Origin of the sequence: Paracoccus tegillarcae, assembly GCF_002847305.1 — a bacterium.
GTDB classification, from domain to species: Bacteria; Pseudomonadota; Alphaproteobacteria; order Rhodobacterales; family Rhodobacteraceae; genus Paracoccus; species Paracoccus tegillarcae.
In genome coordinates, this window is sequence record NZ_CP025408.1 from 1632761 (window position 1) to 1648079 (window position 15319).

Here is a 15319-nt window from a genome sequence, read left to right on the forward strand (position 1 = left end):
CGGTCAGCTATGATTGGCGCAGATGATATTGCGCTGCTGCCCGACCCGCGTGGCGACCACTGGCAAGGCAGCCGGTCAGCAGATAGCCGCCCGTCGGCGCCTCCCAGTCAAGCATTTCGCCAGCGACGAAAACGCCGGGCAGGGCCCGCAATTGCAAGCCCTCGTCTACCGCATCGAAACGAATGCCACCCGCCGAAGAGATCGCCCGCGCGATGTCCATCGGCCCCTCATGTCGCAGGGGCAATGACTTGATCAATCGGGCCAGGGTCTGCGGATCGTGGGGCAGCGGCCGCCCCCATTCCAACAGCAGCGCAACCTTTGGCGGATCGCCCAGCACACGGCGCAGCCAATTGCCGACCGAAAGCTTACCCCTTGGACGGTTCAGGTGCTGCATCAGCGCCGCGTGATCAAGATCGGGGGCCAAATCGACCGAACCTGCAGCGCCGTCACGCAACGCGGCCGAAATTTCATAGACCCCGCCACCCTCGGTCCCGTGCTGCGAGATCACCCATTCGCCGCGGCTGCTCGCATTGCCCGCATGAAGGGCAACACCTTTGATCGCACTGCCGAAAAATCGCTGCATGGGCGCGGACCAGTTCACGCGAAAGCCCATATTCGCCGGCTGAAAGGGTGCGATATCGACGCCGGCGTCGCGCAGCCATCCCATCCATGCGGCATCCGACCCAAGTTGCGGCCAGCTTGCGCCGCCCAGTGCCAGCACCGTCGCGCGGGGGCGCAGGTGTTGAACTCCCTCGGGCGTCTGAAAACGCAGCCCGTCCTCAAACCCTGTCCAGCGCCAGCGCACGCGCAACTGCACCCCGCTATCGCGCAATCGCGCCAGCCAGGCACGCAGCAACGGCGAGGCCTTCATGCCGACAGGGAAAACCCGGCCGGTCGAGCCGGTAAAAAGCTCGATCCCCAGCCCCCGGGCCCAGGCCATGACCTCGTCGGGGCCAAACGCGGCAGTATCGGCGCAGGGAACCCCCAAAGGGTCATGCTCCGCGTGCGACCTGCCCGCGCTGATATTCGCCCAGAACGCGGCGGCTGGCTGTTCCTTGGTCAGGTTCAGACCGGATTTTCCCGCCATCAGGAATTTGCGGGCCGGTGTGGGCATCGCCTCGGCGATCGCCACGCTGATCCCATCGGCGGCAAGTTGTTCGGCGGCCATCAGACCGGCCGGTCCCGCGCCGATGACCAGCGCGTCAGGTGTCTGGCTCACCGCCGGCCCCGTGGCATCATCGCCAAGCGGATCAGGGCGCGTTCGATCAGCGGCATTTGCGGGGCGCGGCTGCTGGAGCGCAAGGTCAGGTCGGTTTCCAGCAGATGATGAACCGCATCCTCGAGCGGTCGCATCCCCCAGCTTTGCGCCTGACGTGCCATGCGGTCGCGTCGCGGTCCAAAGACCGGTGGGCGCTGGCGCATCAGCCCCGCAGCCGGCCCACCCGGGTCGGCGGCGGCGGCATGCAGCGCGCGGAAATGGCGCAGCGCGGTGATGCATAGTGTGACCGGATTGGTGCCCTGCGCTTCGATCCGGCGCATCAGCGCACCGAATTGATCGGATTTGCCCTCGGCAACCGCGTGGATCAGATCGTCCAGATCGGCCTCTATGCTGGCAGGTGCCAATAGCGCGATCTCGGACGGCGTCAGCGGCTCGGGGTCGTTGTGCTTGTAAAGGCCGATCTTTTCAATGGTCTGGCGCAGATCGCCCGGGTCCAGCGCACGGGCCAGCACCAGCATGTCCTGCATCGCATCGCGGGGCACCTCGCGCAGACCGGCATCGGCCAGCCATTTGGCGACATCATCCTCGCCCGGCGGATCGTCATAGATCGGGGCGGTGACGGCGCTCTTGTGTGGTTCAAACAGCTTGCGCAGCGCCGAGGATTTGGCCAATGAACCTGCCGTGACCACCATCGCCGCATCGCCCGACTGCCATTCCTCGATCGCGGTCTTGATCGCGGGGGCGGCGCTGTCGGGCGTGTCCTCGACCAGCACGACGCGTTGACCGGGGAAAAAGCCGACCTCCTTGATCGCGTCCAGAAGTTGCGCCGGGTCCTTGCGCAGATCACCGCCGGCCATGCGGGCCACGCGCATATCCTGTTCCGCATCGGGACCGGCCAGCGCCGCCACCGCCTCGGCCCGTTTCAGCGAAACGCGCATGGCGTCCTGACCATAGATCAGCAGCGCCGGGCGCGAGGGGTCGGGACGCGCCAGATAGCGCGCGATCTCGCCCCCCTTCAGGATCATGGGGCCGCAGCCAGCAGCCTGGTAACGACCTGATCGGCCAGCATCCGCGCAAGCCGCTGCCGCGCGTCATATTCGGCCGTCAGCGTCGCCACCGTCGTGCCGGTGGTCGAATAAGAGGTAAAGCTGCTGACCTGCCCCTGCGTGACGGTCGCCCCGCTGGCTGTGTCGGTCAGCCGGAAATCGGCGCTGCCGTTCAGCGAATAACGCGTCGTGATCTCATCGGGCGTGATGCCCTGCGCGACGACACCGATACGCAGCGTGTAGTCCAGATCATAGGTGCTGCCCTCACCCCCCAGCCTTTCGGCCAGGCGCTGGTTGAAGATGAACGCATCCGGTGTATCGGGCTCGGACGGGCGAACCTGCCCGAACAGTTTGGTCGCAGCGCCGCCGGGTCCATAGACCGGCTGCAACCCGCAGGCCGACAATGCCAGCAGGCCAGCCAGCAGTGCCCGGCGGGGCAGCCGGTCGGGGGCGGTTGGATAGGAAAGCAGCTTAAGCCACGACATTGACGATCCGCCCCGGCACAACGATCAGCTTTTTCGGCGCCACGCCTTCAAGAAAGCGTTGCACGGTTTCATCTGCCATGACCAGTGCTTCGATCTGATCCTTGGGCATATCCTTGGGCACGATGATTTCGGCGCGGCGCTTGCCGTTGATCTGGATCGGCAAGGTCACGCTGTCATCGACCAGCATCGCCGGATCGGCCTGCGGCCAGGCCGCGTCGATGACCATGCCTTCGCCGCCGGCCTTGGACCAGATTTCTTCGGCCAGATGCGGCACCATCGGCGCCATCAGCTGTGCCAAGACCCGCAGCATCTCGCGGCGCTGTTCGCCGCCGGCCTTGGATTTGCCGATTGCGTTGGCCAGTTCGTATAGCTTGGCGACGGCCTTGTTGAAGGCAAAGCCCTCGATGGCGACGGTCACATCCTGAATTGCGCGATGAGCTATGCGGACCAGGTCAGGATCGTCGGTGCCATCGGTGGGGATCTCGTCCGCCATCCGCCAGGCGCGGTTCAGGAACTTATGCGCGGCCTCGGCCCCGGCGGCGGTCCATTCCACGTCGCGTTCAGGCGGGCTGTCGGACAGCATGAACCAGCGCGCGGTATCGGCGCCAAAGCTTTCGACGATATTCACCGGGTCGACGACGTTCTTCTTGGATTTGGACATCTTGGCCGAGGGGATGACCTCGACCGGCGTTCCGTCCGCGAGTTTGCCGTCGCCCACGTCCTCGGGCAGGTGATAGATCGGGCGCCCCTTTTCATCGCGGGTCAGATAGATCTCGTGCGTCACCATCCCTTGCGTGAACAATGCGTCAAAGGGTTCCCTGGCCGTCGCGGGCAAATGTCCGGTCTCGACCATCGCGCGGGCGAAAAAGCGGGAATAGAGCAGATGCAGAATCGCGTGCTCGACCCCGCCGATATACTGATCGACATTCATCCAGTAATCGGCATCCGCGCGGTCGGTCGGCGTGGCGGCGTGGGGCGAGGTAAAGCGTGCGTAATACCACGACGAATCGACAAAGGTGTCCATCGTATCGGTTTCGCGCAGCGCCGCGCCGCCGCAAACCGGGCAGGTGGTCTGACGCCAGCTCGGGTGCCGGTCCAGCGGGTTGCCGGGCACCTCAAAGCTGACATCTTGCGGCAGGATCACCGGCAGGTTTTCCTTGGCCTCGGGGACGGTGCCGCAAGCGTCACAATGCACCACCGGAATCGGGCAGCCCCAGTACCGCTGGCGCGAGATGCCCCAATCGCGCAGGCGGAATTTGGTCACGCCCTCGCCATAGCCCGCTGCCTCGGCATGGGTGATGGCGGCGTTGACCGCATCCTCGCCGGTCTGGTCCTGATCGCCGGCAAAGCCGCGCACATAGGTCACGGTTTCCGATTTCAGCGGCACATAGGGCGCGGCGGCGACCAGCGTATCGGCCTGTTCCAGCGTCATGCCCTCTTCGCCGAAGGTGGCGCGAATCGGCAAGCTGTACTTGGTCGCGAACTCGTGGTCGCGTTCGTCATGTGCCGGGCTGCCGAAGATGGCGCCGGTGCCGTAATCCATCAGCACGAAATTCGCGATCCAGATCGGCAGTTGCAGATCGGCGTCCAGCGGATGGCGCACGGTCAGTCCGGTGTCAAAGCCCAGCTTGGGCGCTGTTTCGATGGCCTCTTCGGTGGTGCCGATGCGGCGGCATTCCTCGATGAAGGCCGCGACCTCGGGGTCATCGGCCAGCGTCTTGACCAAGGGGTGGTCTGGCGACAGCGCGATGAACGACGCGCCCATCAGCGTATCAGGACGGGTGGTATAGACCTCTATTTCGTCAAAGCCGGCGGGGGCATCGACCGTCTGGAACCTGAATTGCAATCCGCGCGACTTGCCGATCCAGTTGGCCTGCATCAGGCGTACCTTGTCCGGCCAGCCGGTCAATCCGTCCAGCGCCTCCAGCAGTTCTTCGGAGTAATCCGAGATGCGGAAGAACCACTGCGTCAGTTCCTTGCGCTCGACCGCCGCGCCAGAGCGCCAGCCCTTGCCGTCTATGACCTGTTCATTGGCCAGAACCGTCATGTCCACCGGATCCCAGTTCACCTGCGCGGATTTGCGGGTGACCAGTCCGGCCTTGAGGAAATCCAGGAACAACGCCTGCTGCTGCGCGACATAATCGTCGTCGCAGGTGGCGAATTCGCGGGACCAGTCGATCGACAGGCCAAGAGGGCGCAACTGATCGCGCATGGTGGCGATATTGGCATAGGTCCAGTCGCGCGGATGGCCGCCCTGTTCCATGGCCGCGTTCTCGGCCGGCATGCCGAAAGCATCCCAGCCCATCGGGTGCAACACGCTGAAACCCTGAGCGCGCTTATAGCGTGCCACAACGTCGCCCATCGCATAGTTGCGGACATGGCCCATATGGATGCGCCCTGACGGATAGGGGAACATCTCTAGCACATAATATTTGGGCCGCTCGTCGCGAATGGCGGCAAAGCTGCCCGCATCGGTCCAGGCCTTTTGCCAGCCGGCTTCAATGGTCGCGGGATCATACGGCATGGGACATCCTCGGGCGGTCATGGCATTGCCCGCCGGGTTTATACGCCGATGAAAGTCAGGTCCAGTAGTGCGAGGCGGCCCTTACAGCCCGCCGTCGCGAATGCGCAGCTGGCGCGCGCGGGTCAGGATGGCGTCCTCGACCGCGCGGACGGTGCCCGGCTCGACCGCCGCGCCGCCGGCGCCTTGCAGCGCCAGTTTCAGGGAACGCGCGTCCAGCGCCGGATCGCTGACCCTGATGGTCGCGCGATAGGAACGGCCACCGCCGGGCGGAGTGCCGTAGCCGGTGACGATCACGCCAGTATAGGGATCGACCGACTGGATCGGCAGAAAGTTCAGCACGTCCAGACTGGCATTCCACAGATATTTGTTGACCGCGACGGTGTAATTCGGGTTCTCGCGATTGCCGAAAAGATCCCAGATGGTCGATTCCGCGCGCTGCGGATCGTCGCCAGTCAAACGGGCTTCGCCGCTGTTGCCGCCTCCACCCGTGAGTCCGCAGGCTGCAAGGCCAGCGCAAAGCGTCATTGCGATTGTCAGGCGCGTGGCGCGTGCGGTCATCATAATGTCCCCCGTCATCTGGGTATTCTGCTTAGCCGCAGCTTTAGCGCGGAACAGCCTGTCGCCACAAGCGTCTTGGTCCGCTGGCTGCTATAACAGGCCGGATTACAAGGTGTGGCGCAAACGCATCACAGAAAAGAGTAAAGATTTGAGTGGGTAGGCGATTCCGTTGCATCCGGGGTCCGAAAGAAGGATGACAGATGCATCCCCAAGGCGGGCGATCCGGTTTGGGCATTGAGAGAGACAAGAGGGATCAAAACCATGAAGAAGGTTCTTTTCGCGACCACTGCCCTGGTCATGACCGCCGGTGTTGCCGCTGCTGAAGTCAGCCTGTCGGGCGACGGCCGCATGGGTATGGTTTACGATGGCGACGACCTGCAGTTCACCAGCCGCGCTCGCGTCAAGTTCACCCTGACCGGCGAGTCGGATTCGGGCCTGTCGTTCGGCGGTGAGTTCCGCGTTGACCACGAAGACGAAGATGGCTCCTCGGCTTCGCGTGGCGGTGCTGGCCACGTTTACATCTCGGGCGCCTATGGCAAACTGAGCATGGGCGACATCGACAGCGCTTCGGAAAAAGCCAACGGCGACCTGCATGGCGTCGGCCTGACTGGCCTGGGCGACATCAACGAGTTCGTTTACCTGACCTCGGATTTCGAATCGAATGACAACCCGGGCGCGCTGTATGAATACACCACCGGTGCGTTCACGGCCTATGCCTCGATGATGGACGCTGGCGACGACTACGGTTTTGACGGCGACAACGACACTGTGTGGTCGATCGGCGGTAAATATGCTGCCAGCAACTATGCATTCGGTCTGGGCTATGAAGCTGTCGACGTTGACGGTTTCGACCTGAACCAGTGGACCATTTCGGGCGAAGGCACCTTTGGTCAAGCGACCGTCAAAGCCATCTACTCGGATATGGACAACGACGGTGTGTTTGATGACGTGAAGCAGTATGGCCTGTCGGTCATGTATGATGCCGGTGCGACCGACGTCAGCGCTTTCTACAAGAAAGACGAATACTCGTTTGCCGGCGTCGATACGGGCGATGCCGACACTTGGGGTATCGGTGCTGCCTATGACCTGGGCGGCGGTGCGACCCTGAAAGGTGGCATCGTGGACAGCGACTACAACGCTGACACCATCGCCGACTTCGGTGTTGCCTTCACGTTCTGATCGAACCTGAAGATCACTTAGGGAAGAGCGGGCCTTGCGCCCGCTCTTTTCTTTTTGGATGGTCCGGTCATGGAATTGGATGACATCAGGAATCGTGTTGCCAGCGCCGCGCGTCAGGCCGGGCGGGATGCGGGCGAGATTACGCTGATCGCGGTCAGCAAGGTGCAGCCGGATGACCGCGTTGTCGCGGTGCTGGATGCCGGCCAGCGCGTCTTTGGCGAGAATTATGTGCAAGAGGCGCAAGGAAAATGGCCGGCATGGCGTGATCGCTATGATGGCGTCGCGCTGCATATGATCGGGCCGCTGCAATCGAACAAGGCCAGGGCGGCGGTCGGGCTGTTCGATGCGATTCACACGCTGGACCGCATGTCGCTGGCCAAGAAGCTGGCCGCGCAGATCACTGAACAGGGCCGCGCGCCGCAGCTGTTCGTGCAGGTGAACACCGGGGACGAGCCGCAAAAGGCCGGCATTCTGGCCGATGAACTGCCGGGTTTTCTGGCCGCCTGCCGCGATCTGGGCCTGTCGCCCGAGGGTCTGATGTGCATTCCGCCCGAGGGCGAGGATCCGGTGCCGCATTTCCGCCTGCTGCGGCGGCTGGCGGGCGAGAACGGGCTGCCCTTGCTGTCGATGGGCATGAGCGCCGATTTCGAGGCGGCGATTGCCGAGGGCGCGACGCATATCCGGGTCGGTTCCGCCATTTTCGGCGCCCGTGACTACGGTTGAGACCGGGTCAGGGTATTTTTACAAGAAAGAAGCCACGATCAGCCGGGTTCCCGGCGCGGCGCGTTTCGCGATCCAGATCAGATGCGGGCGGGCGAAGGCGATGCAGCCCTCGGTGCCGAAATGCGGGCGGCGCCATTGGTGCAGGAATATGGCGCTGCCATGGCCGGGCGTGGCCTCGGGCCAGTTCCAGTCCGTTGTCAGGATCAGATCATACAGCGGATCAGAGCGGCGCAGGCGTTCATGGCTGGCCTTCAGTGGCACGCGGGCGTGGTGGTTATAGGCCGGGTGGTCTGGGGCGTCGCACCACAGGTCGCCGGGGCCAATGGGCCGGGCCCAGGGCGCAGGGCGAGGCAGGCGGTCGGGCCGATACCAGAGGCCGGTCACAAGGTGCAGCCCTGTTGGCGTTGCGCCGTCGCCTTCGCGTTTGGTCGTCGTCAAACCGGTCTTGCCGATGCTGCAGGGAAACAGCCGGCCCTGATAGCGAATGCCTTGCGGGGTCAGCACGAGGTCGTCGGGGCTCATAACAGATGCCCCGATTTCGCCGCCTTTGCGTCCAGATAGCCGGTATTGTGACGGTTGCGCGGGGTGATCAGCGGCACGCGCTCGGCGACGGATATGCCGTTTTCCTCAAGCATGGTCACCTTGCGCGGGTTGTTCGTCAGCAGCCGGACCTGATCAAAACCCAGCTTGCGCAACAGCGCCGCACCGATGCGGAAATCCCGCTCGTCATCGTCGAAACCCAGACGATGGTTGGCCTCGACCGTGTCAAAACCCTGGTTCTGCAACGCATAGGCCCGCATCTTGTTGGCCAGCCCGATCCCGCGGCCCTCCTGATTAAGATACAGCAAGATCCCTGCCCCTTGCTGACCCATCAGCTGCAACGCGGCGTTCAACTGCGGGCCGCAATCGCATTTCAGGCTGCCCAGCACGTCGCCGGTAAAGCAGGCCGAATGCAGGCGGGTCAGCACCGGCGCATCGCGCGGTGGGTCGCCGATTTCGACGGCGTAATGTTCTTCGCCACCATCGTCGGGCCGAAAGATATGCAGGCGCGACCGCTCGGACGCTTGCAGGGGCAGGCGGGCCGCTGCGACCGGCGCCATCGCCGCCTGCGCCTGCAGCAATTCGGTCAGCGCGGCGGGGTCCAGCACGGTCAGCCCCGGCTGCGCGGGGGCCTGCACCATCAGGACGGCGGGCAGCAGTTGCGCCGATTTCGCCAGCCCAAGCGCGGCGCGGTGCGGTGCCGCATCGCCTTCGCGGTCGGTGAAGAGTGGCCCCTTGAGCGGGGTCATCAGATCGCCGGTTGGATCGGCAAGCGCGCGCAGCCAGGCCAGATCCGCATCGGCGGGCACCTGCACCCGGGCCAGACCGATGTCATAGGCGCGTGCCTTGAGCGTCTCGGCCCGCCATTCGGTGATCGCCAGGACCGGGCGGCCAAGGGCGCGCATATCCGCCAGGCGGGCCGCTGACAGGGTTTCAACCGCTGCGGCGATGTGACCTCCGATCATCACCGGCAAGCCCATGCGCAGATCGGCGCGGGCGCGTGAAACCGTTTCAGCGAGAGAGGGAATCAGGGTCATCGGGCCGGAATTTTTGAAACAATCTGAAACATAACGCCTTCCCCCGACAACTCCATGTGAGAATTTCGACATGATGCTGGACGAAAAACCCGCGCAACCCCATCCATCACGTAATGAGGCAAAGGAGGCAAGTATGCCCGGACTGAAAAAGATCCTGTTGGTGGATGACGAAGACGATCTGCGCGAGGCGCTGGCCGAGCAACTGGTCGCAACCGATGATTTCGACGTGTTCGAAGCCGGCACTGGTGCTGCGGCGGTCGAGTCGAGCAAACAGAACATCTTTGATCTGGTGATCCTCGATGTGGGCCTGCCCGACACCGATGGGCGCGAGCTGTGCAAGAAGTTGCGCAAGCACAATGTCAAATGCCCGATCGTGATGCTGACCGGTCATGATACGGATGCGGACACCATTCTGGGGCTGGACAGCGGCGCGAATGATTACATCACCAAGCCGTTCAAATTCCCGGTTTTGCTGGCCCGGCTGCGCGCGCAGCTGCGCACGCATGAACAGTCGGAAGACGCGATTTTCCAGCTTGGGCCCTATACGTTCAAGCCGGCGATGAAGATGCTGATCGACACCAAGGAACGCAAGATTCGCCTGACCGAGAAGGAAACCAACATCCTGAAATTCCTGTATCGCGCGCAGGATGGCGTGGTGCCGCGGGACATTCTGCTGCACGAGGTCTGGGGCTATAATGCGGGCGTTACAACGCATACGCTGGAGACGCATATCTATCGCCTGCGCCAGAAAATCGAGCCCGATCCCAGCAATGCGCGGCTGCTGGTGACGGAATCGGGCGGCTATCGTCTGGTCGCCTGACCCGCGGGGATTAACGTTTGTGAACCGCCGGAACCCTTGAGGCCCTCCGGCGTTCACATCCCGAAGCCCAGTGGTCGGTGGATGCGGCCACATCAGTTAGAGCGGCCCCGGTGTGATCCCCACCGGGGCCGTTTCCATTTGCGACAACCCACCCGTCCGCAACAGCCGCGCGTTGCGTGGCCTGTGCGCGCAACGGGGGATTTCAGCCGGAATTGGAAACAGCCTGCAAACGCTGGGTTTGAGGCCGCACAGCCCGTACACAGACCGCGCACAACCTGTACACAGGGCGTACACAGGCAGCGCGCGGTAGTGTAGCATCCAGGGTAGACCTTGTGGACCTTGGTTCGATGCGCTTCAAGGTTCGCTTAGGTGGACCATTCAACAAACGGTCGATATCGCCGGTGACATCAACGTATGAGTTTTGACCAAATCAGACGGCACAGCGGACCTTGATCTAGGGTCGATCACCGTCTGGTGTGCGGACGAAGTGTGCATTCGCTGCGGCTGCGCCAAAGTCTGCTTTACTTGCCGTTGAAGCCGCGACATGACACCGTCGGTCGAAACTAAATCCTCGAATGCGTCGCAAAGATTTTGAGACATGGAAGAAACCAAGAGATGCGTCGAGTGCCGAAAAGCAATCCAACCAAGAGCGAGCCTTTGCGTTGAATGCGGCTCACATCAAGACTGGCGTCGGCATATCAAGACATGGACACCTGTTCTTGGGTTCATCCTCGCTTTTCTCGCCTTTGTGATCTCGATTGCCCCACAAATCAGGTCAAGTTTCTTTCCGTCCCCGCCGAAAATCAGCGCTCAAGTAAGCTCTGTCTCCGCGCGCAACCTGACCATTCTTGTGTCAAACTTGGGAGAAAGACGGCTGATCATTGATCCTGTGCTGAAATGCGTCTCTGCCGACACAATTGACGAGGAGATAGTGGACTACGAGGAGCCTTTCCGAGTTTGGTCCACAACGGTTGAAGGCCAACTTGAGAACCCGTTAACTGTTGCTGAGCTAGGTGGAAATGAAAGTGCAACGTTCTCTATATCCGAAAATTTGGTTGGGTCATGGTTAGAACATGAACCCTTATTTCTTCCACCGGATGATGAGAGAGTGAGCGCCGTAAGCGGCGCTTTTTCACTTGGATTGGGAAAGGGCTGGATTGGAATTAACAGATCATCAAATATCCCAACATTCCACATAATCGGCGAAGACAACGAGATTTCTCTGCAACCGGTCTCAGAGATTGCAACGTTCTGCCAATTGTCGATGTTGGACCCAGTCACCGGGGAACAGTTAAATGAGGGTTTTGCGGTTTGGTCGATTGGAAGTGGTCGTTGGCGAGGGGGTCGCGCCAACCAACTTTACAATGTCTTGGGAAGTCTGATTAGTCTGGGTGCACTCGGCCTGAACGAAACCGATCCTCAAATATGTGCTGTCGAATCCTCGCCATCCCACTGTATAACTGCTGATTAGGCAGTGTGCGAATGGAGTGTAAAGCAGACGTTAGTGCATTACGCAGCATCAGTGAGATTGGGCTCTTCACACGCCTTCGCCGCGCTGAGAACGAATGGCTGCTTAAATTCTGGCGCGGCGAAAACGGTCGTTTGCGCCGGTGACATCAACCTATGAATTTTGGCAATCTGAGCGCCGCACGGTGCTTGGCGGACGGTCTATGAAAATTTGCGATATTTCCTCGCCGAGTCAACGCAGGTGCAGAGATGCGCCACACATTTTCTGAGTTTCTCCGCACCGGCGGGGAGGGTGAATGTGTTCTTTCCCGTTCTTCCAGGGGAATTGTCGGAGGGCGAACCGGGTTGTCTGTCGGGAACACATTCTCGAACTATTCAGACCTGAGAGTGGGTTTCTGCGGCTGCACCGTTCGGGCAAAAAGGGGGGCGGACTCCATGTCAGTTTGCGCGGCCATGGACGAGGATCACGACAATCGACCGCGGATCAGGCAGGCTAGCCGGCCGACAGAATTGAAGGCTCTCGCCGTGCAGGGCAGGCATCGCGCGGGCAGATGCGGCAGCTAGAGCCGATGGGCAGAGGCGGCTCGGCGCGGTCGGCGCCAGCCGGCACGATCAGCATCTGCGCGCGGCTGAGAATAGGGCCCAGCAGCCCGCCCGGCTGCGCGCGGGTGGCATAGCTGAGCGTGTCGAACGTGGCCCCGTCCGGCATTTCGACACGGACACGCAGCGCGGTTTGCGGGTTGGCCAGCGATTGAAAGAGCGGCCACAGAGCACAGGCGTCGCCCTGACGCGGCAGACCAAAGCCGTGAGCGGCGCGGCGCAGGACCATCACCCCCGCACCATCGCAGATCAGCAGTCCGGCGCCATCGTAGCCAGAGGGACGCACCAGCGCCAGCCGGTGCATGACGAGATCCAGCGGCTGGCCCAGCATCTGCGCCATGGCCAGGGGATCGCCGGCCTCGGCGGCAGCGCGGGTCAGATCTTCATCGGGCAGGATCTGCCGCTCGGCATCCATGCGGTCCAGATGCGCCTGCGCCAGATCGCGGGCCGCATCCGAGGCCAGATCCGTCGCCTGATCCAGCGGCGCGCTGCCGGCGGCCATCCAGGCCTCGACCTCGTCCTGCGGGGTCAGGATGGCGCTGTCGGCCTCGAAACTATCGAGATAGGCAACCAGCGCCTGTGCGGTTCGCGAAAGCCGCTGGCTGTCATCATCAAGATTGGCGAAAAACCGTGCGCGCCATTCGGGCGTCAGCCCTTCGCCCCCTTCGGCGAGGATCGCGGCGGTGGACCGCAGTGCCGTTGCCGCCGACAGGGCCTCGTGCAGCGTGTCCAGCAGATAGGGGTCGCGTGTCATCCGTTCCGACAGCGAAACCAGCCGCTGCGACAGCGCCTGATTCTGCCCGGCGGCGGATACGAGCGCGTCGGCCCAGCCCGGAAACCGGGCGGCGAATTCGGCGGTCTGGTCTAACTCGGGCGCATTGCTGCCAAGTCGCCCGTCCAGCGCCGCCGCCGCCTCGCGCAGCGATGCCAATCGCGCCTCTTCGCGACCCGATTCCAGTTCGGCTGCCGGCACCGCAAGTGCATCCGCCAATCTTGCCATCAACGACGCGCCGACCGGTCGCCGATTGTGTTCGATGAGGTTCAGATAGGCCGCCGATATCCCTGCCGCCGCCGCGACATCGGCCTGCTTGCGCGACAGCGACAGCCGCCTTTCGCGAATGCGCGTGCCGGTGAGAATATGCATGGTGCCACGGTTGCTCATATCGAGGATGAAAGCCCGGCGCGCGGCGCGACGCAAGAGGCGACGCTGACCGCCAGCAGTTCCCCCCTGTCGCAGACCCGATTAGAGCCGCCGCATCGCGTTCATGCCCAACACCCGTGCGCGCTTGCGCGGATCGGCATCGAACAGCGCCGCCAGTTGTTCCGTCATTGCACCGGCCAGTTGCTCCACATCGGTGATGGTGACCGCGCGCTCGTAATAGCGGGTGACATCATGGCCGATGCCGATGGCCAGCAGTTCGACCTGTTTGCGGCGCTCGACCATGGCGATCACATCGCGCAGATGCTTTTCCAGATAGTTTGCCGGGTTGACCGAAAGCGTGCTGTCATCAACCGGCGCGCCGTCCGAGATCACCATCAAGATCCTGCGCGCCTCGGGTCGTCTGGCCAAGCGCCGATGCGCCCATTCCAGCGCCTCGCCGTCGATGTTTTCCTTGAGCAGGCCCTCTTTCATCATCAGGCCCAGATTCGGCCGCACGCGCCGCCAGGGGGCATCGGCGCCTTTGTAGATGATGTGCCGCAGGTCGTTCAGGCGGCCGGGCTGGGCCGGGCGGCCCTGTTTCAGCCATTCCTCGCGCGCCTGCCCACCCTTCCAGGCGCGGGTGGTGAAGCCGAGGATCTCGACCTTGACCGAAGACCGCTCCAGCGTGCGGGCCAGAACATCGGCACAGATCGCCGCGATGCTGATCGGCCTGCCGCGCATAGAGCCCGAATTGTCGATCAGCAGCGTCACGACCGTGTCGCGGAACTCGGTGTCCTTTTCGATCTTGAACGACAGCGGCATGGTCGGGTTTGCCACCACACGGGCCAGACGGCCGGCATCCAGCACGCCCTCTTCCTTGTCGAATTCCCAACTGCGGTTCTGCTGCGCCTGCAGCCGGCGTTGCAGCTTGTTGGCGAGGCGGCTGACCGCACCACGCAGCGGCTCTAGCTGCTTGTCCAGATAGGCCCGCAGGCGTTCCAGTTCCGCCGGATCGGCCAGTTCCTCGGCCTTGATTTCCTCGTCCCAGGTCTGGGCAAAGACCTTGTAATCGGCATTGGCCTCGCTGACCGGAGGCGGCATGTCGGGCGGGCTTTCGGCCTCGGGCATCTCGGCCTCGTCGGACAGTTCGTCCTCGGACTGGTCATCCATGCTGACCTGGGCCTGCCGCTCGTCCTGCTGCTGTTCCTGAGATTGCTCGGGCGAGGCTTCGGCATCCTCGCCGTCATCCTCTTCGCCGGACTGGTTGTCGCCGCCCTCTTCATCCTGCTCGGCGTTTTCATCGGCATCGTCGTCTTCGGGCTCGTCGGGGTCTTCGCCCAACTGATCGCCATAGCCCAGATCACTGATGATCTGGCGCGACAGCCGCGCGAAGGCCGCCTGATCGGCCAGCGTTTCGCCGACGCTGTCCAGCGTTTCGCCAGCCTGCTGTTCGATGAAGGGGCGCCACAGATCGGCCACATGATCGGCGCCGGGTGGCAGTTTGCGGCCGGTCGCTGCCTGACGCAGCAGATAACCCGCCGCAACGGATAGCGGCGCATCCGAGGGTGCCTTGATCTGGGCATAGCCCTTTTTCTCGGCATCGACCGCGATCCTGGCGTCGATATTGGACAGAGCACCGGGCATGTCGCGCGCGCCCAAAGCCTCGACCCGCGCGGTTTCCATCGCCTCATAGAGTTCCCGCGCCATCGGCCCTGCGGGGACGTATTTCGCATGCGTGCCCGCGTCGTGGTGGCGCACCCGCATCGCCAGGGCATCGGCCGTGCCGCGCGCCAGCAGAATTTCATCCCGCGACATCCGTCGGCTGATCTGCGGCAACCGCATCGTGTCACCCGCCACGCCCGAAGGATCGGCGCTGTAGGTGACGTTCAAATCGCCATCATCGGCCAGCGCACGCGTGGCCTCTGTCAGGGCCTTCTTGAACGGATCAGCGGGGTTGTCGGTTTTCTTCATGGCTCTCAT

The 15319-nt window shown here is 62.9% G+C and carries 13 protein-coding genes; 4 read left to right on the forward strand and 9 right to left on the reverse strand.

Features of this window, described 5'->3' with window-relative positions; translation table 11 throughout:
* Nucleotides 1–7 precede the first annotated feature (7 nt).
* The 5 genes from CUV01_RS08040 to CUV01_RS08055 all read right to left on the reverse strand — a co-directional run bounded on the left by CUV01_RS08040 (nt 8) and on the right by CUV01_RS08055 (nt 5850).
* Complete coding sequence (locus CUV01_RS08040; RefSeq protein WP_232962616.1) at nt 8–1219, reverse strand: BaiN/RdsA family NAD(P)/FAD-dependent oxidoreductase; 1212 nt, start codon at nt 1217–1219, stop codon at nt 8–10.
* Nucleotides 1216–2244, reverse strand: a complete 1029-nt coding sequence (gene holA / locus CUV01_RS20035) for a DNA polymerase III subunit delta (RefSeq protein WP_232962618.1) — start codon at nt 2242–2244, stop codon at nt 1216–1218. The genes CUV01_RS08040 and holA overlap by 4 nt, the downstream gene beginning before the upstream one ends.
* Nucleotides 2241–2750 carry an LPS assembly lipoprotein LptE gene (lptE, locus tag CUV01_RS08045; protein WP_101460018.1) on the reverse strand — a complete coding sequence of 170 codons (510 nt, stop codon included), beginning with the start codon at nt 2748–2750 and terminating at the stop codon, nt 2241–2243. The genes holA and lptE overlap by 4 nt, the downstream gene beginning before the upstream one ends.
* Entirely contained in the window at nt 2737–5274 is a 2538-nt protein-coding gene (leuS, locus tag CUV01_RS08050; protein WP_101460019.1) for a leucine--tRNA ligase, read from the reverse strand. The genes lptE and leuS overlap by 14 nt, the downstream gene beginning before the upstream one ends.
* An 81-nt stretch (nt 5275–5355) precedes the next feature.
* Nucleotides 5356–5850, reverse strand: coding sequence for a DUF3576 domain-containing protein (locus tag CUV01_RS08055; RefSeq protein WP_422385871.1), 495 nt, complete (start codon nt 5848–5850; stop codon nt 5356–5358).
* Nucleotides 5851–6093: 243 nt separating this feature from the next.
* On the opposite strand from CUV01_RS08055, the gene CUV01_RS08060 reads away from it, so the two are divergent.
* Entirely contained in the window at nt 6094–7011 is a 918-nt protein-coding gene (locus CUV01_RS08060) for a porin (protein ID WP_101460020.1), read from the forward strand.
* 69 nt (nt 7012–7080) lie between these two features.
* The gene (locus CUV01_RS08065; RefSeq protein ID WP_101460021.1) at nt 7081–7734 is read left to right on the forward strand and encodes a YggS family pyridoxal phosphate-dependent enzyme; all 654 of its coding nucleotides are present in this window, start codon (nt 7081–7083) and stop codon (nt 7732–7734) included.
* An 18-nt stretch (nt 7735–7752) separates the two neighbouring features.
* Here the strand turns inward: CUV01_RS08065 and CUV01_RS08070 are convergent, their stop codons facing one another.
* Nucleotides 7753–8256: a L,D-transpeptidase family protein gene (locus CUV01_RS08070; protein ID WP_101460022.1), complete on the reverse strand. Its 504-nt coding sequence runs from the start codon at nt 8254–8256 to the stop codon at nt 7753–7755.
* Nucleotides 8253–9311, reverse strand: coding sequence for a GTP cyclohydrolase II (gene ribA, locus CUV01_RS08075; RefSeq protein ID WP_101460023.1), 1059 nt, complete (start codon nt 9309–9311; stop codon nt 8253–8255). Before ribA ends, CUV01_RS08070 begins: the two co-directional genes overlap by 4 nt.
* Nucleotides 9312–9444: 133 nt before the next feature.
* Here ribA and CUV01_RS08080 point away from each other — a divergent pair, with 133 nt between their 5' ends.
* Both CUV01_RS08080 and CUV01_RS19615 read left to right on the forward strand, forming a co-directional pair.
* The gene (locus tag CUV01_RS08080) at nt 9445–10131 is read left to right on the forward strand and encodes a response regulator transcription factor (protein WP_101461951.1); all 687 of its coding nucleotides are present in this window, start codon (nt 9445–9447) and stop codon (nt 10129–10131) included.
* Between the two features lie 598 nt (nt 10132–10729).
* Nucleotides 10730–11602 carry a hypothetical protein gene (locus CUV01_RS19615; protein ID WP_157994810.1) on the forward strand — a complete coding sequence of 291 codons (873 nt, stop codon included), beginning with the start codon at nt 10730–10732 and terminating at the stop codon, nt 11600–11602.
* 489 nt (nt 11603–12091) lie between these two features.
* Here CUV01_RS19615 and CUV01_RS08085 read toward each other — a convergent pair whose 3' ends face one another.
* Both CUV01_RS08085 and cobT read right to left on the reverse strand, forming a co-directional pair.
* Entirely contained in the window at nt 12092–13342 is a 1251-nt protein-coding gene (locus tag CUV01_RS08085) for a helix-turn-helix transcriptional regulator (protein ID WP_232962628.1), read from the reverse strand.
* A 99-nt stretch (nt 13343–13441) separates the two neighbouring features.
* Entirely contained in the window at nt 13442–15310 is a 1869-nt protein-coding gene (gene cobT / locus CUV01_RS08090; protein WP_101460025.1) for a cobaltochelatase subunit CobT, read from the reverse strand.
* Between the last annotated feature and the right edge of the window lie 9 nt (nt 15311–15319).